The sequence below is a fragment of the Pseudokineococcus sp. 1T1Z-3 genome (assembly GCF_037482365.1).
Lineage (GTDB): Bacteria > Actinomycetota > Actinomycetes > Actinomycetales > Quadrisphaeraceae > Pseudokineococcus.
The window spans coordinates 16457-31259 of the sequence record NZ_JBBHZF010000016.1 but is presented as its reverse complement, the minus strand read 5'-3'; the positions used below and the strand labels follow the sequence as shown (position 1 = coordinate 31259).

At 74.9% G+C, this 14803-nt stretch carries 15 protein-coding genes; 5 read left to right on the top strand and 10 right to left on the bottom strand.

From position 1 onward, the window contains the following. Nucleotides 1-119: 119 nt before the first annotated feature. The gene (locus WDV86_RS04850; RefSeq protein WP_339566477.1) at nucleotides 120-896 is read left to right on the top strand and encodes a RibD family protein; all 777 of its coding nucleotides are present in this window, start codon (nucleotides 120-122) and stop codon (nucleotides 894-896) included. On the opposite strand, the gene WDV86_RS04845 is transcribed toward WDV86_RS04850, so the two are convergent. The 5 genes from WDV86_RS04845 to WDV86_RS04825 form a co-directional block, all read right to left on the bottom strand. Beyond that, a complete protein-coding gene (locus tag WDV86_RS04845; RefSeq protein ID WP_339566476.1) occupies nucleotides 879-1811 on the bottom strand; it encodes a lysylphosphatidylglycerol synthase domain-containing protein in 933 nt (310 codons plus the stop codon). The two genes, WDV86_RS04850 and WDV86_RS04845, sit on opposite strands and share 18 nt — an antisense overlap. Beyond that, the gene (locus tag WDV86_RS04840) at nucleotides 1804-2664 is read right to left on the bottom strand and encodes a class I SAM-dependent methyltransferase (RefSeq protein WP_339566475.1); all 861 of its coding nucleotides are present in this window, start codon (nucleotides 2662-2664) and stop codon (nucleotides 1804-1806) included. The genes WDV86_RS04845 and WDV86_RS04840 overlap by 8 nt, the downstream gene beginning before the upstream one ends. Continuing rightward, entirely contained in the window at nucleotides 2661-3722 is a 1062-nt protein-coding gene (locus WDV86_RS04835) for a glycosyltransferase family 4 protein (protein ID WP_339566474.1), read from the bottom strand. Before WDV86_RS04835 ends, WDV86_RS04840 begins: the two co-directional genes overlap by 4 nt. Further along, a complete protein-coding gene (locus tag WDV86_RS04830; protein WP_339566473.1) occupies nucleotides 3719-4192 on the bottom strand; it encodes a 6-pyruvoyl trahydropterin synthase family protein in 474 nt (157 codons plus the stop codon). Before WDV86_RS04830 ends, WDV86_RS04835 begins: the two co-directional genes overlap by 4 nt. An 85-nt stretch (nucleotides 4193-4277) precedes the next feature. Further along, complete coding sequence (locus WDV86_RS04825) at nucleotides 4278-5432, bottom strand: zinc-dependent alcohol dehydrogenase (RefSeq protein WP_339566472.1); 1155 nt, start codon at nucleotides 5430-5432, stop codon at nucleotides 4278-4280. 6 nt (nucleotides 5433-5438) lie between these two features. On the opposite strand from WDV86_RS04825, the gene WDV86_RS04820 reads away from it, so the two are divergent. Further along, nucleotides 5439-6203, top strand: a complete 765-nt coding sequence (locus tag WDV86_RS04820; protein WP_339566471.1) for a CDP-alcohol phosphatidyltransferase family protein — start codon at nucleotides 5439-5441, stop codon at nucleotides 6201-6203. Between the two features lie 25 nt (nucleotides 6204-6228). Here WDV86_RS04820 and WDV86_RS04815 read toward each other — a convergent pair whose 3' ends face one another. Both WDV86_RS04815 and WDV86_RS04810 read right to left on the bottom strand, forming a co-directional pair. Further along, nucleotides 6229-6831, bottom strand: a complete 603-nt coding sequence (locus WDV86_RS04815; RefSeq protein ID WP_339566470.1) for a hypothetical protein — start codon at nucleotides 6829-6831, stop codon at nucleotides 6229-6231. A gap of 204 nt (nucleotides 6832-7035) precedes the next feature. Beyond that, the gene (locus WDV86_RS04810) at nucleotides 7036-7317 is read right to left on the bottom strand and encodes a YdeI/OmpD-associated family protein (RefSeq protein WP_339566469.1); all 282 of its coding nucleotides are present in this window, start codon (nucleotides 7315-7317) and stop codon (nucleotides 7036-7038) included. 935 nt (nucleotides 7318-8252) lie between these two features. Here WDV86_RS04810 and WDV86_RS04805 point away from each other — a divergent pair. From WDV86_RS04805 to WDV86_RS04795, 3 genes are read left to right on the top strand one after another with little or no spacing between them, the layout of a single operon-like run. Further along, nucleotides 8253-9191, top strand: coding sequence for a hypothetical protein (locus WDV86_RS04805; protein ID WP_339566468.1), 939 nt, complete (start codon nucleotides 8253-8255; stop codon nucleotides 9189-9191). A 16-nt stretch (nucleotides 9192-9207) separates the two neighbouring features. After that, nucleotides 9208-9810 (top strand): hypothetical protein, encoded by a 603-nt coding sequence (locus tag WDV86_RS04800; protein ID WP_339566467.1) that lies wholly within the window; start codon nucleotides 9208-9210, stop codon nucleotides 9808-9810. 38 nt (nucleotides 9811-9848) lie between these two features. Continuing rightward, the gene (locus WDV86_RS04795; protein ID WP_339566466.1) at nucleotides 9849-10508 is read left to right on the top strand and encodes a hypothetical protein; all 660 of its coding nucleotides are present in this window, start codon (nucleotides 9849-9851) and stop codon (nucleotides 10506-10508) included. Nucleotides 10509-11823: 1315 nt separating this feature from the next. Here WDV86_RS04795 and tsaE read toward each other — a convergent pair. The 3 genes from tsaE to alr are packed head-to-tail and all read right to left on the bottom strand — an operon-like array spanning nucleotide 11824 to nucleotide 14755. Beyond that, complete coding sequence (gene tsaE / locus WDV86_RS04790) at nucleotides 11824-12363, bottom strand: tRNA (adenosine(37)-N6)-threonylcarbamoyltransferase complex ATPase subunit type 1 TsaE (protein WP_339566465.1); 540 nt, start codon at nucleotides 12361-12363, stop codon at nucleotides 11824-11826. After that, nucleotides 12360-13502: an alpha/beta fold hydrolase gene (locus tag WDV86_RS04785; protein WP_339566464.1), complete on the bottom strand. Its 1143-nt coding sequence runs from the start codon at nucleotides 13500-13502 to the stop codon at nucleotides 12360-12362. Before WDV86_RS04785 ends, tsaE begins: the two co-directional genes overlap by 4 nt. Beyond that, a complete protein-coding gene (gene alr, locus WDV86_RS04780; RefSeq protein ID WP_339566463.1) occupies nucleotides 13499-14755 on the bottom strand; it encodes an alanine racemase in 1257 nt (418 codons plus the stop codon). The genes WDV86_RS04785 and alr overlap by 4 nt, the downstream gene beginning before the upstream one ends. Nucleotides 14756-14803 lie beyond the last annotated feature (48 nt).

Here is a 14803-nt window from a genome sequence, read left to right as displayed (position 1 = left end):
CACTTCGACGTCGAAGTGCCGGGGTGAGGGCGAGGGCGGCAGCGCGGGGCGGCGCGTCGACGACGAGGCGCCACGACACCGCCCGGGCCGCAGAGACGCCGTCGACGTAGGTTCTCCCGGTGCCGCCTCTCGCCGACGACGACGTCTGGCGCCGTCTGCTGGCCGGTGACGTCCCGGGCGCCGACGACGTCGAGCCCGGGTCCTCGGCCGCCGACCTGCTCGAGCGCTACGGGCCGCTCGTCGCCGCGGGCAGCCCGCTGGTCCTCGCCCAGCTGGGGCAGAGCCTTGACGGCTTCGTCGCCGCCCGTACCGGGGACGCGGTCTTCGTCACCGGCACGGAGGACCGCCGCCACCTGCACCGGCTGCGCGCGCTGGTGGACGCCGTGGTGGTCGGCGTCTCCACCGTGGCGACCGACGACTGCCGCCTCACGGTCCGGGCCGTCGACGGCCCCTCCCCCGTCCGCGTCGTGCTGGACCCCCGCGCCCGGCTGCCTCCGGCGGCGCGGCTGGTCGCAGGCGACGGCCCGCCGGTCCTGTGGTGCGTCGCCGACTCGGCGGCAGCCGGTCTCGTCGCCGCCCCAGGGGTCGACGTCGTCCCCCTCCCGACGACCGAGGGCGCCTTCGCCCCCGCTGCTGTCCTCGCGGCGCTGCGTGGGCGGGGCCTGGCGCGGGTGCTCGTGGAGGGCGGTGGCCGCACCGTCTCGCGCTTCCTCGCCGCGCAGGCGCTGGACCGGCTGCTCGTGACGACGGCGCCCGTGCTCGTCGGCGACGGCGTCCCGGGCCTGCGCTTCCCCGGCGCCGACCGCCTGGCCGACGCGCTGCGCCCGCCCGCCCGCCGCTTCGCGCTCGGGCCGGACACCTGCGTCGAGCTGGACCTCTCAGCCCTGCGGGCCTGAGCGGCGCGAGCGCCCGCCCACGACGACGTCGCGCAGCAGCAGCGCCACGCCGGGCAGCACGGACACCGCCACCAGCAACCCGTACGCGACGGCGGCTGCGACCCCTGCGGAGGCCGCCAGCCCCGTGCCGGCAGCTGCGGCGCCGGTGACGGCCTCGCGCGGCCCGAAGCCGCCGACGCTCACGGGCACCGCCATCCCGGCGAGCGCCGCGACGGCGAGGGTGACGACCTGGTCGACGTCGAGCCCGTCGCGCACCTGCGTCGCGGCGACGGCGAAGAGCACCAGGAGGAGCACGACGGTCACCACCGACCACCCGACGACCGCCAGCGCGGTGCGGACGTCCAGGCGCCGCAGCGACGGCACCGCCACCCCGGCCGAGACGACCGCCGCGCCCGCCAGGAGCAGCCCCACGGTGCCGTTGACGGGCAGCACCGCGGCGGCGCCGCAGCCGAGGATGAGCGCGAAGCCGGTGGCGCGCTCCCCGACGACGGCGGCGGCGCTGGAGCGCAGGCCGCCCTCGGCGTCCCCGCGCCCCCGCACGGCCCGGGTGACGCTGCCGGCGACGCCGCTGGGCAGCAGGACGTCGAGGGCCTGGGCGCGCAGGTACTCGGCGAAGGCACGCGTGCGGCTCATCGGCGCCGCGCCGGGGTAGCCCCGCAGCACCGCGCGCCAGCGCATCGACTGCGCCGCGGTGGCGGCGGTGCCCAGGACAAGGGCGGCGGCGACGGGCCACGGCCGCAGCACCCGCGCGCCCTCGCGGAACGGCTCGCCGCCCACGACGAGTGCGACCGCGGCGAGCAGCGCCGCGGCCAGCGCGCTGCGCCCGAGAGCCACGAGCCAGCGGCGGCGGGTCGAGACCCGCGCCGGCTCGCCCTCCTCCGGGCTCGCCTCCGGTGGGGCCGCCCGCTCAACCATCGCGCTCCTGGCCGGGCAGGGCGAGCACCTCGACGTGGCCCACGAGCACGCCCAGGCGCTTCTCGTCCACCTGCCGCCGACGCCCCGAGAGCCACGACGCCGCACGTCCGGCGAGGGCCGGCTCCTGCTCGACCGCCGCCTCGGCGCGGCCGTCGAGCCACGCCCGCAGCATCGGCCCGTCGTCCTCCCCCGCCCCGGCCGCCCCGAGCCGCCACGGCGAGGCCGCCGTCAGCACCCGCCACCCGGCTCCGCGCAGGCGCTCGACGACGGGCGCGGCGGCGTCCGGCCCCAGCCGGCCGCCGCGGCGCTGGTGGGCGTCGAAGGCCGCCGCCAGATCGGCGTCGGCCGGGTGCGGCGGGTCGAGGGTCACCTCACCGGTCACGGTGAGCGAGAGCAGCAGCGGCACAGCGGCCGACAGCGCGGCACCGACGAGGACGTCGGTCTCGGCCGGGCGCAGCAGGTCGAGCAGAGCCGTCGCCGTCAGGACGTCGACGCCGCCGCCGCGGACGAGCGCCGCGGCGTCGTCGAGGTCTCCGAGGCGCTGCTGCGCCTCCCGCCCGGTGGGCCCGAGCCCGGCGGCGGCGCGGGCGAGCAGATCGGCGTCGTGGTCGAGGAGGGTCCACCGGGCCGCCGGCAGCTGCCCGGCGAGCCATCGGGCTCCGGCACCGGTGCCCGCGCCGACGTCGACGACGTGCAGCTCCCCGCCGCGTCGCGAGAGGTGCGCGCGCAGAGCGGGCAGCAGCTCGTCGGCGACGGCGTCCCGGGCCCGCGCGTCGGCGGGCTCGCGCAGCGCGAGCCAGTCGCCGTCGACCGGGCGCTCCAGCGGGGTCACGCTCGGCCGCGCGCCGCTCACACGCTCACCCCGAGGGCCTCGGCGACCCGTCGGGCCGCGTGATCCCACCCGGGCAGCTCGACCGCACGACGTCGCGCGGCGGCCCGCGCCTCGTGCAGCGCGCTGCCGTCCTCCCCGGCGTCGGTCAGCAGCGTCCGCAGGGCCGCGGCCAGCGAGCCGGCGTCCCCGGGGGTGACGACGGCGCCAGGCCGCTGCCCGGGACCGTCCCCGAGCACCTCTACCGCCCCCGTCCCCGCCCCGACGACCGCGGGGACCCCGCGGGCGAGGCTCTCGGCGGCGGCCATGCCCCACGGCTCGACGTGGCTGGGCAGCAGGGCGAGGTCGGCGGCGTCGCGGACGGCGTCGAGCGCCGCCCCGGCCAGCGGCCCGGTGACTGCGACGCGGTCCTCCAGGCCGGCCGCCGTGACGGCTGCGCGCACGGTCGCGGCGTAGGCGGGGTCGCGCTGGTCGTCGCCGACGAGCCCGGCGGTCCACGGCAGGTCGGCGACCTGGGCGAGCGCGGCGACGACGACGTCCTGGGCCTTGCGCGGCGTCACCGACGCCAGGTGCAGCAGGAAGGGCGGGCTGGACCCGTGGGCCGGCGCCGCCGGGTCGGTGCCGGGCTCGGCGACGACGGGCGTACCCACCCCCTGGAGCTGCTCGGCCGCCCACCGGCTCGTGACGACGACGCCGGCCACGGCGGCCAGCGTCCGCGCCTCCAGCGCCGCGAGGTGCGCCGCGCGCTCGGGCGCGAGGCCGGTCTCCAGGTGCAGGGGCAGGTGCTGCAGCAGGTGGACGACGGCGCCTGCGGCCACGGCCGCCTCGACGGCGTCGGGGGCGCCCGCGCCGACGAGCCCGTCGACCAGCACGGGCTCGGCGCCCTCGGCGAGCACCTCCGCGAGGCGCCGCCGGTCCTCCGGCGTCCCCTCGGGCCAGTCGCCGTCGACCGGCACGACCCGCACGTCGACGCCGAGGGCCTCCAGCGCCGCCGCGAGCCGCCGGTCGTACAGCGTGCCGCCCGTCGGCGCGCCCGACTCCCCGGGGACGACCAGCCGGAGCAGGCGCGGGGTCGGCGTCATGCGCGGCCCTCCGCCCGGGCGCCCAGGTCGACGCTGACGCCTGCACTGGCACGGGGGTTCTCGCGCAGCACGACGTCGAGCCGGGCCAGGGCGGCGAGGTGCTCGGCGAGGGCCGGGGCCGCGAGCAGCTGCTCGGCGACGTGGCGGGCGACGACCTCCGTCGTCGACAGCAGGCCCTCGAAGGCCGGGTGCTCGTCGAGGTCGCGGTAGTCCAGGTCGGCCAGCACGGCGCGCAGGGCGGCGGAGGCGGCGCCGATGTCGAGGACGACGCCCGTCTCGTCGAGGCCCTCGCGCCAGAAGGTGGCGGCGACGTCGAAGGTCGCACCGTGCGTGCGCTGGGCCGGCCCGAAGGCGGGGTGGGGCAGCGAGTGAGCGACCATCACGTGGTCCTCGACCGTCACGCAGAAGGTCATGGCCGGGGTCCGCGCGGGGTCGGCCGGACGCTCGGCGCGTGCGTCCGCGGCGCTCATGCTCGATCCTCCTCGGCCGGTGCGTGCCTCCGGGCCCGGTCGGCGGGTGCGCCGGTGGGGGCCCGCCGCGGGCTGCGCACCATCTTCACGGCTGCACCGGCGTGGCGCCCGGGTGGGGGCCTGGGTGGGGGCCTGGGTGGGGGCCTGGGTGGTGGCGCGAGGACGGCGCGGGCGGCCCCGCCGCAGCACCGTCGGCCGCCGGGTGGTCGACGACGAGGCAGGGCTCGACCGGCTCCCCCGCCGCCAGGCGCACCATCGCCGCCGGCAGGTCCTCCAGCGGCACCGACGGGGCGAGCAGCGCGTCGAAGGCGCTCTCGCGCAGCGCGTCCAGGGCGAGGGCGAGCCGGTCGGCGGTGCTGCGGCGGGCCCGGCGGGAGGCGGCGACCGCGCCGACCTGGCTCGCGCGGACCACCAGGCGCCGGGCGTGGAAGTCCGCGCCGAGCGCGACGGTGACCTCGCGGTCGCCGTACCAGGACATCTCGACGAGCTCGCCCTCGTCGCCGAGCAGCTCCAGCCCCCGCGAGAGCCCGGCACCGGTGGCCGAGGCGTGCACGACGACGTCGCACCCGCCGGCGGCCTCGTCGGGGTGGACGACGTCGACCCCGAGGCGCCGGGCGACGTCCGCCCGCGCGGGGTCGGGCTCGAGCAGCTGCAGCCGGTCGAGGGGGAAGGAGCGCAGCAGCGCGGCCACCGAGCCGCCGACCATGCCGGCCCCGACGACGGCGACGCGGTCGCCCCACCGGGGGGCGGCGTCCCAGAGCGCGTTGAGCGCCGTCTCGACCGTCCCGGCGAGGACGGCGCGCCGCGAGGGGACGTCGTCGGGGACGGGCGTCAGGGCGCTCGCCGGGACGACGAAGCGGTCCTGGTGCGGGTGCAGGCAGAAGACGCGCCGCCCGAGGAGGTCGGCGGGTCCGTCGGCGACGACGCCGACGGCGAGGTAGCCGTGCTTGACGGGAGCCTGCGGGCTCGGGTCGCGCAGGTCGCCGACCTGGAACGGCGCCCGCATCCGCTCGGCGACGGACGCGGGGACGCCACCGCGGTGCACGAGCAGCTCGGTGCCGCGGCTGACGCCGGTGTGGAGGGTCTCGACGAGGGCCTCGCCGTCCCGCAGGGCCGGCAGCTGCTCGGTGCGGACCTCGCCCCGACCTGGGCCGGTGGTCCAGTAGGCGCGGGCACTGCGCGCCGTCGGCGCCGTGACCGAGCGTTGCTGTGGCGGCTCGTCGCGCGGTGACCTGACCATGGGCTCGTGACCCTACGGGCGGCCGACCGCGAGGAGCTGCCCGAGCGCACCGCCGTCCGTGACGCGGTGGTGACGAGCGCGGCGTCCGTGCTCGTCTGCGGGACGGTCGCGCTCTGGGTCGGCATGGTGGCGGCCAGCGCGGCGCTGGCGGCGCTCGTGGGCGTGGCCCTCGTGGGGGCGGCGGCGGTCGCGGTCGGCGTCCGGGCGGACCGGCGCAGCAGCCCCGCGGACCGCGTGACGCTCGCCCGCACGGTGCTCGTCGGGGGGACGGCGACGCTCGTCGTCCTCGCGCTGCTCGGCGAGGCACCGGAACGCTCGTGGTGGCTGATCGCCCTGGCGGCGCCGGCGGCGATCCTCGACAGCGTCGACGGCGCCGTCGCCCGCCGGACCGGGACGTCGTCGGTCGCCGGCGCGCGCCTGGACATGGAGGTCGACGCCGCGCTCCTGCTCGTGCTGTCGGTCGCCCTCGGGCCGGTGGTCGGGTGGTGGGTGCTGGGCGTCGGGCTCGCGCGCTACGCCTTCGTGCTCGCCGGCTTGCTGAGGCCGCAGCTGCAGGAGCCGTTGCCGTACAGCCTGGCCCGCCGGGTCGTCGCCGGAGCCCAGGCGGCCGTGCTCGTCACCGCGCTCGCACCGTTCGTGCCGGTGGTGCTGGCGCAGGTCGTCACGGCGGTCGCCCTGGCCGCGCTGGTGTCGTCCTTCGGGCGCGACGTCGTCGCGCTGGAGCGGCGGGGGCGGGTCGCGGCGGGCCGGCAAGAAAGAACAGCGCGCTAATTTAACCCCTAAGCCTTGAGTTTCATTAAATGCCAGACACGCGTACGCCTAACTCAGCGACGAGCGCCGCCACGGCGTTGACAATTAATGCGCGCGCTATGCCCCGATCCGCCGACGCAGTGCGAGATCTTGTCACAGACGCAAGGCCATAAGCGGGATCCTCCCTATGGTTGTCTAGATCGTCGCTGATCTTCTCCACAACGGCGCTCAAGGTTGCGGTCGGGAAGATTGTCCCATGCTGGGCAGATACCCAGTCGACCGCCACTTCGCCACATAAGGGAATGAAGGTATTGACCAAGACCAAGTCGGCCTCGCCCGAGAAGCGCCAGCGATTCTCTGTCATCTTCTCGACGTACCCCCTCATGTGGTTGAAGGCCACATCATCACGTTGCCATCGCTTGGCATAGTCGTGACCGACAGAATGCCGAAAAAGGTGCGGCCCCTTGTAGTACCCTGGGAAAAACAAGTCCCAGGTACTCCCTGATCTCACGTCGAAGTACCGACCTCGGCGATCGAAAATGGCGATAGTTGGGTCATCGGGCGCAACAAAGAGGAGCGCAACCACCGTGTAGGCGCCCCCCACATGCGCCATCGCTGCGTCTCTTTCTTCAATGTCAGGACGGGTCAATGAGGGCCCGTCCCGGCGACCTGCAGCGAGCCGTCGGCTTCTCGCCTCCCTTTCGGCTTGCACAAGCTGGGCCTGTCTCTCTCGCAGCCGCCCCATGACAGTCCACTTTGTGGCCCTTACACCAGCCGGCCACTCACAATCGTCCCACGCTGTCGCCGGCCACATGGCGCCAAAGTAGCCGCGCTGTCGCCTTCGTGGCGGCTTCTACTGCGCCGAGTCACAGGCGCCTACCAAGGCCAGAGATACAGGCGCCGCCTCGAGCCGGCGCGCCCGGACCGCCGGCGACGTCGCCGTCGAGACGCGCCAGCAGGCGGAGTACCGGTCCTGGGCGCCGAGGCCGGCGAAGACAGCCGCCAGGGTCGCGTCGGCGTCGAGGGCGGCGCGCAGGTCATCCGGCACCTCCATGGCCGCCGGCCCGGCGTAGGCGCGGTCCCAGCGCCCGTCGGCCTGGGCCCGATCGACCTCCTCCCGCCCGCGTGGGCGCATCCGCCCCTCCGCCTTCAACCTGGCGACGTAGGTGACGTTGCGCGCGGACCACAGGCTCCGCCGGCGCCGCGGGGTGAAGCGCTGGCGGTAGGAGTCGGCGTCACCGCTCCTGGACTGCCCGTCGATCCACCCGCTGCACAGAGCCTCGTCGAGCGCCTCGGCGTAGCGCAGCGACGTGGGCCCCCGGCCGGCGGCGACGGCGTCCTTGCGCGCGAGGGTCAGCCAGACGCCGTCGAAGGTCGACTCGTGCTCGTCGAGCCACGCGCGCCATGCGACCGCATCAGGGGACGCACACCTCCGGTTGCTTGGCTCGACCGTCCACCGGGTACGACGGGATCTACGGGGACCAGCCCCGCTACATGAGGTGTTTGACCGTCTCGGCGAGGTCGTCGGGCTCCCAGGAACTTCGGGGACCGCGCCGGCGTCAGCACCGCGTGTGCGTACAGAACACCGGGTCGGCGACCCTTCGACTCCTCCGGGTACCGCTCATACGCGAGCCGGGCCGCCATAACCGTCGGCAGGGCATCCGAGTTCGCCGACCCGACGTCCTCCGCGGCGGCGAAGGTCGCCAGGGACCGCCAGACCTCACACTGGTACCGGGCCGACAGGAGGGAAGCCCACCCCAGGGCGTCGAATTCGAGGCCGCGGGGCAGGGTCTTGATGAGCGCCGAGACCGCGAGTTCCTGCGGCGTGCCGTCGGAGCAGAGCAGCGGCTCGTCCCGACGGGGGGCCACTCAGCCCGTCTGCAGTCCCTGGGTGTTCATGGGTAGATTGTCCCGAGGAGCCCGGCAGGCGGTCAAGGGTTAGTGCGGCGGTTCCGTCAAAGGTTGTCGGTCCTCCGTGGCAAGGTGCTCACACCTGGCGGGCGGACGAGCGGCCCCCTGCCCTGGCACCTCGACGACGAGGTGCCAGGCAGCACACGAGACGGGGGACCCATGGCGGCACAGACGATGCGTGAGCGGACCATCCAGTTCTTCGAGATCGTCCAGTCCAAGGAGGGCGAGCAGCTCCGCATCCCGCCGCTGGCGATGAGTCAGGCTCTGAGCGATCTCTCCCGGGCGAAGGTCGAACGTCGGCGCTTTGACTCGGACCGCACCTACATCGGCACCATCCAGTCGACCGACGAGGACCTCGATCACCTCCTGCTCCACAAGGTCCGCGACCAGAGCGACTGGCTGTCCCAGATTAACCTCACCACGGGCGAGTGGGAGGAATTGGAGTCGGCGGCCGGACGTGGCTACCTCGACACCTCGGCCATCACCTTCCTGCCCTACGGCAACGTGGTGGCGATCATGCAGGGCAGCACCTCCGCCCCAACGCACAAGAGCCTGGAGGGCTGGCTGAACCACCTCTACCTCTTCGGCGACGTCCCGCTCGTCGTACGCCCCCTCCTCACGGCTGCCGAGGTCGAACGACTGCGCACGGCTGACGGGGCCAACAAGGTGGAGATCCGGGTCGGTTACAGCCAGCGAGGCGCTCTTGCGGAGCGTCGTGGGCGGCTGGCACAGATCCTCACACAGGCCTACGAGGACTACGGCGACGTAAATCTGACGCTGACCATCGGCATCCCCAGACGGGGCCGGAAAGGGCGTATGGAAGACCAGCGTCGGCTGTTGGAGGACGTCCAGGACCTCTCCGAGGTCGTCCCCGTCTCCGAGAAGGCGAAGGCCGACCTCGTCTTCGCGGAGGTGGGGTCTGAGGAACAGACTCGGCTCACTGAGTTGGTCGAGCACCACATCACGGCCAAGCGCCGCGTCCCTGCGGTTGATGAGAACGGCAACTCCATCCGCCTCACCGCCGCTCTGAGGGTCATGGTCGGCGTGGCGGCCGAGCACGAGGACCAACTGCGCCTCGCCAGCAACGCAGACGACTGAAGCAGCGGAGACCGCTATGAACCCACGTAGGCCGGACGTCGTCGGGGTCCTCTCGGAGCGCCCGAGCCTCGACTACCTCGGCGTCGCCGTCCTTGTCCTGCTTCACGTCTTCGTCGTGCTCCAGTGGGAGGTCGGCGACGTCCTCGACGGCACCGACCTCGCCCAGCGACTCGCGGTGTACGCCGCGGGCGGGGGTGCTGCGCTCGGCATCGGCGGCGTCACATCGGTCGCCGTCGGGCTCTACCAGGCCCTCGGGGGGATCCGCGGCGACTCGGTGCGGCAGCACGCCGGGACAGCCGTCCGACGCAACTGGCGCGCCCTCCTCGTTGCTACGGGCCTCTCTCCGGCGCTTGCCCTTCTGGCGATGGCTCTTGATCGGACGGTGGGCGACCCGCTGCTGCCGCGATTCATCTTCGAGGGGGCGCTCCTGCTGACGGCAGTGCGCTTCGCGCGCCTGGTCTGGCTCTTCGGCTCCTTCATGCGAATCGACGACGCGAGCCGCACGGACAAGCCCAAGCCGCCCCCGCCCGCCTACAACCCGGACTTCGGCCCGCGCCCGTCGTCCCCCACGCCCGCGCGTGCGGGGGCAGCCGGTGGGCAGCGGGTCCGCGCCTCGTGATGGAAGGAGTCTGGGACGACGGCGACGAGGCCGCACCGATGCCCTCCCTGCGGGTCCGCTTCCCCGTCTTCGGCGAGATCGGAGACGTCGAGGGTGACGTCGACCTCGACCTGGACGCGGCCCGTCGCATCTTCGCCGATGAGTTCGCGGACCTGGCCTCGCGTGAGGGCGTCAACGCCGTACGGGTGGAGGAGAGCCAAACCGGCGTCGGCGCCAGCGGCTACGCCTTCGAAGTCGTCATCGAGGTCAGCCGCCTGGTGATCGACGACATGTCCCGGCTCATCGCCTTCGGCGGCTGGGTGTTGTGGCTCGTCGACAAGGTCCGGCGACGCCGCGGGGATGCGGCGCCACCGACGGTGTCCGACAGCACCACCCTCGGTGCTGTCGCCGCGGCTTGGGTCGCTCCGTCGACCGACCTGACGGGCCGGTTCTTCGTCGGCTCCCAGCGGCTGAACGGCCAGCAGTTGGCGCCGGACGAGACCGACGAGCGGATCGTCTGGGCGTCGGCCTTCCAGGATGAGGACCGTGGCGACCTGCTCATCGTCTTCCTGTCCTCGGACCTCGTCGTCCTCGGGCAGGTGCTCGTGCCGATCCGTCTGCACTTCGGCGGCCCCGACGGCTACGAGCTCCGTAGCGGATCGGAGGCCAGACGGCTGTTCCGGGAGTGGAACGGCTTCGGCGGCCACGCTCCGGGCTGACGACCGCGAGGCCGCGTGCTCCCGGGCTGGTCGGCGTTGCCCTGGCGGGTGAGGCCGGGCGGTCCGGGCCCGTGGGCGGCGGTGTGCACCCCAGGTAGCGGCGTACGCCGCCGGGTGAGGGTTCTCGGAGGGGCGGGCCCTGGTGCGGCGGTGTTGTGGCGCCGTGGAGCCTACGTCTCGGGCGCCCGGCGGGGTGCCGGGCCGGTCCTGGGGTGCCTATTCGGCGTCCGCGCGCGCTTCTTGCGGTCCACGGGGGATGGACGGTGCACTCGGCGGGCCGTCCTGGGCGCCTGGGCGGGCTTGTCGGGTGCCCCGCGGGTCGTCGGGGGCTCATGGGGGCGGTTCTGCGGCGACTACGGCCCGGGCATGTGGCGGCGTACGTCTTCGCTGGTCACGGGCCTCGTGGTGCGGTCGACGGTGGACGTGGTGGGCACCGGGCCGAGGCAAGTCCCGAAGCCGTCCCCGCCGGTCCGGTCAGGACGTTGCCGGTCGCACTGCTGGCCTGCCTGCTCCTCCGGAGGATCGCCCGGGCCTCGACGCGTGAAGCCCACGCGGCTCCGTTCAGGCGGCTGTCGGGGTCCCGCCATCCCGGCCCCCACGTCTCCGCGCCCGACCGCCTCCGCGGCCCTGATGGTCCGCCAGTGGTATCGCTCCTGGATGGCGTGCGGCATGGGCGGCACTGCTTCCTGCCCCTAGGGTCGACGTACGTCGCGCTGTCGTTCCGGGGGTGCCTAGCCTCGCAGGCGGATGGGGACGCGCTGCGGGGCCGGGCGGTCTGGTGGGCGCAGTCAGCGACCGGTGCGCTGCCTTCGCGCGTTGGTCCCCGGCCATCGGGGCGTAGGGCGGTGCCGTGCAGTGCTTCATCGTCGGCGTGTATTGCATGTCTTAGGACCTCCTTGGGGCCTTGTCCGTCGCGGCCTCGAGCCGGCTCACGACCGAGGACTACGACCGGCGCCGGGCGTGCTTCCGGTCCAGGCGTGCTCGGCTCTCCCCGGTCCGCTGCTGGACCGTCAGCCGGTCCGGGTCAGCGAGCCCCAGGCGGTTGGGTACGAGCAGCGGGCCCCACGTCGTCCACTTCCTCATGCCGCCTGTCCCTCCAGTCGAGTGCCCGGACGTCGAGCCGGATCACCACCACAGCGGCGGTCCGGCTCGTATGGACGAAGGCACCCCCGCAGAGCAGCCACGGTGCGACCCGCCACGCGTCCTGCTTAGCCCCCGCTCACCGCGTTGACTTACGGCGACGCGACGCGACGCCTCCCCGGTGATCGCCGCGACGGACGAGGGTTCGCCACGACGATCTGGCGCTGTCGGAGCCTCACCGGGACGACGACGTCCCGACCAGGCTGACGTCGTTCGCCCACCGCTCCCCCACCCCTCGCAGCACGGCGATGCGCTTCTCATCCACCTCGCCCGTATCCCCCAGCACGTCGGCGGCCTCCCCGTCGCTGCGGTGCAGGTCGACCTCTAGCCGGTCACCGCTCAGCTGCTCGACGAGGCCGCGACCCCACTCGACGACGACGACGCAGGCGGAGAGGTCGGCGTCGAGGTCGAGGTCGTCGAGCTCCAGCGCCCCGCCGAGGCGGTAGGCGTCGACGTGCAGCAGGTCCGGGCCGCCGACGATCGAGGGGTGCAGGCGGGCGATGACGAAGGTCGGCGACGTCACCGGGCCTCGGACACCGAGCCCCTCGCCGATGCCCTGGGTCAACGTCGTCTTGCCGGCACCGAGGTCGCCCGAGAGCACGACCAGGTCTCCACCTCGGGCGGCGCGACCGATCTGGCGGCCGAGCTCCGCCGTCGCCGCCGCGCTCGGCAGGGAGACCACCCTCTCGGTGTGGGCGCTGGTCGGGCCGCTCATCTGGACGACTCCTGCTGCGGGACGACGGCCGAGGACTCGAGGTCGTGCGCGACCAGCCGCTCGGCCCGGGCGAGCATTCCTTCGAGCGCCTCGGTCACCGCGTCGGGGTGCTCGATCGCCACGAGGTGCCCGCCGTGGGGGACGACGACGTACTCGGCCGTCGGCACCCGCCGCAGAATCTCCTCGCTGTGCACCGGCGGCGTGAGGAGGTCGCCGTCGCCGACGAGCACCAGCACCTCGCCGTCGGCGAGCGCCGTCAGCGCCTCGGCCTTGTCGTGCTGGGCGAAGGTGGGGAAGAAGTCGTCGATGACCTCGATGCGTGTCGCCGCGATCATCCGAGCCGTGAAGTCGACGACGTCGTCGGGCACGTCGGAGGCGTAGCCCCAGTGCCGCACCAGCACCTGCTCGAGGTCTCCGCCGAGCATCCGCCCACGCTCGGTCACGGCAGCGTTGCGGCTCAGGAGGTGCAAGGTGCCCGGCGCGAGCCGGCGGAAGGCGGGCGCCAGCGCCGCCAGGCCGAAGTCGTTGTCGCCCATCCCACCTGGGCTGGTGGAGGTCAGCGCCGTCGCCACGACGCGCTCGCGGACCATCTCGGGGCGACGAGCCGCCAGCGCCATGATCGACATCCCGCCCATCGAGTGGCCGACGAGCACGAGCGGGCCTGTGGGACAGGTGGCGTCGAGCACCTTCTCCAGGTCGTGCCCCAGCTGGTCGATGGTCGCCGAGCCCTCCGGACCCCGCTCGGAGCGCCCGTGCCCACGGTGGTCCCAGAAGACCAGCCGGTAGCGCCCCCGCAGGGCGAGGCGCTGGGCGTGCCAGTAGTCGAGGTTCAGCGCGTAGCCGTGGCAGAAGACGACCGTCGGCCGCCCGTCCTGCGTGGCCTGCGCCGCCTCCGGCCCCGGCAGGTCGTCGACCTCGGCGTGCAGCTCGGTGCCGTCGCTCGCCCGCACGACGGCGGTGCGGCCGGACAGCGAGCCCAGCGGCACCGCGCGCTCCGGCACCGACGCACGGCGGCCCGGCAGGAGCGGCCGCCCGGCCGCCCGCCCCACCGACAGCCGCTCGGCGCCGAAGCCCAGGACGGCGCCAGCACCCGCCGCAGCGAGGCCGACGCCGAGGGTCACCAGCCGCAGCCCGCTCACCGGCGCCCCACCGCGGTGGCGCTCACGCCTCCCGGCACCGCGTCCGGCGCCAGGGCGTGGTCATGGGCGAGGGCGCCCACGTAGCGACGCGGCACCCGAGCCCCGAGCCGGGTCACGATCTCGTAGGCGATGGTGCCGACGGCGTCCGCCCAGTCCTGCGCCGTCGGGGCACCGCCGGCGCCGGTGCCGAACAGCTCGACCTCGTCGCCGGCGCGGGCAGCCCGGGCGTCGGCGTCCTCCCCCAGGTCGAGGACCACCTGGTCCATGCAGACCCGGCCCGCGATGCGGTACCGCCTGCCGCCCAGCCCGACCGGCCCGACGTCGCTCGCGTGCCGCGGGACGCCGTCGCCGTAGCCGACCGGCACGAGCGCCAGCCGGGTCGGCGCCGACGTCGTGTACGCGTGCCCGTAGGAGACGCCCTCGCCGGCGTCGACGTCCTTGACCAGCGCGAGCCGCGCCCGCAGCGACATCGCCGGCACCAGACCCAGGTCGGCGGCGCTGCCCCGCTGCGGCGCCGGCGAGACGCCGTAGACGGCGATGCCGGCGCGCACGAGGTCCAGGCGCGTCGCGGGGTGGGCCAGCGTGCCCGCGGAGTTGGCCAGGTGCCGCAGCGGCGGACGCACGCCGTGGCGCCCGGCGACGTCCGCCGCCTCGGCGAGCCGCTCGGCCTGGAGCCGGGTGAGGCCGTCCTGCGCCGGGTCGTCCGCGCTGGCCAGGTGCGACCACAGGCCGACGACCTCGAGCGCGCCCTCGGCCTGCGCGCGCGCCGCGGCGCGGACGAGGTCGGGCCAGTCGTGCGCCGTCGCCCCGCCGCGGGAGAGCCCGGTGTCGACCTTGAGGTGCACCCGCGCCGTCCGACCGGTGCGCCGGGCGGCGACCGCGAGCGCCTCCACGGTCTGCGGCGCGGACGCCGAGACGTCGACGTCCGCCGCGACCGCGGCCGTGAGGTCCTGCCCCGGCACGACGAGCCACGCGAGGACGGGCGCGCTGATGCCGGCGGCCCGCAGCTCGAGCGCCTCGGCGAGGTGGGCGACGCCGAGCCAGGTGGCCCCACCGGCGAGCGCCGCGCGGGCGACCTGGACGGCGCCGTGGCCGTAGCCATCCGCCTTGACGACCGCCATGACCGCCGCGCCGTCGGCGCTCTCCCGCAGCACGCGGGTGTTGGCGGCGATGGCGTCCAGGTCGACCTCGGCCCAGGCGGGCAGCACCGGCTGCGCACCGCCGGGCGCTGAGGTCGTGGGCTCGTGCGTCATCACCGGCCAGTCTGGCACCGGGACCCGGAAGGGCGGCGACCCGGCGCG

Bases quoted from the DNA above. Each gene is read 5' to 3' on its own strand.
- WDV86_RS04800 (WP_339566467.1), top strand. From the start codon at position 9,208: ATGAACCCACGTAGGCCGGACGTCGTCGGGGTCCTCTCGGAGCGCCCG.
- WDV86_RS04795 (WP_339566466.1), top strand. From the start codon at position 9,849: ATGCCCTCCCTGCGGGTCCGCTTCCCCGTCTTCGGCGAGATCGGAGAC.
- tsaE (WP_339566465.1), bottom strand. From the start codon at position 12,363: ATGAGCGGCCCGACCAGCGCCCACACCGAGAGGGTGGTCTCCCTGCCG.
- alr (WP_339566463.1), bottom strand. From the start codon at position 14,755: ATGACGCACGAGCCCACGACCTCAGCGCCCGGCGGTGCGCAGCCGGTG.
- WDV86_RS04830 (WP_339566473.1), bottom strand. From the start codon at position 4,192: ATGAGCGCCGCGGACGCACGCGCCGAGCGTCCGGCCGACCCCGCGCGG.
- WDV86_RS04825 (WP_339566472.1), bottom strand. From the start codon at position 5,432: ATGGTCAGGTCACCGCGCGACGAGCCGCCACAGCAACGCTCGGTCACG.
- WDV86_RS04805 (WP_339566468.1), top strand. From the start codon at position 8,253: ATGGCGGCACAGACGATGCGTGAGCGGACCATCCAGTTCTTCGAGATC.
- WDV86_RS04810 (WP_339566469.1), bottom strand. From the start codon at position 7,317: ATGCGCCCACGCGGGCGGGAGGAGGTCGATCGGGCCCAGGCCGACGGG.
- WDV86_RS04845 (WP_339566476.1), bottom strand. From the start codon at position 1,811: ATGGTTGAGCGGGCGGCCCCACCGGAGGCGAGCCCGGAGGAGGGCGAG.
- WDV86_RS04835 (WP_339566474.1), bottom strand. From the start codon at position 3,722: ATGACGCCGACCCCGCGCCTGCTCCGGCTGGTCGTCCCCGGGGAGTCG.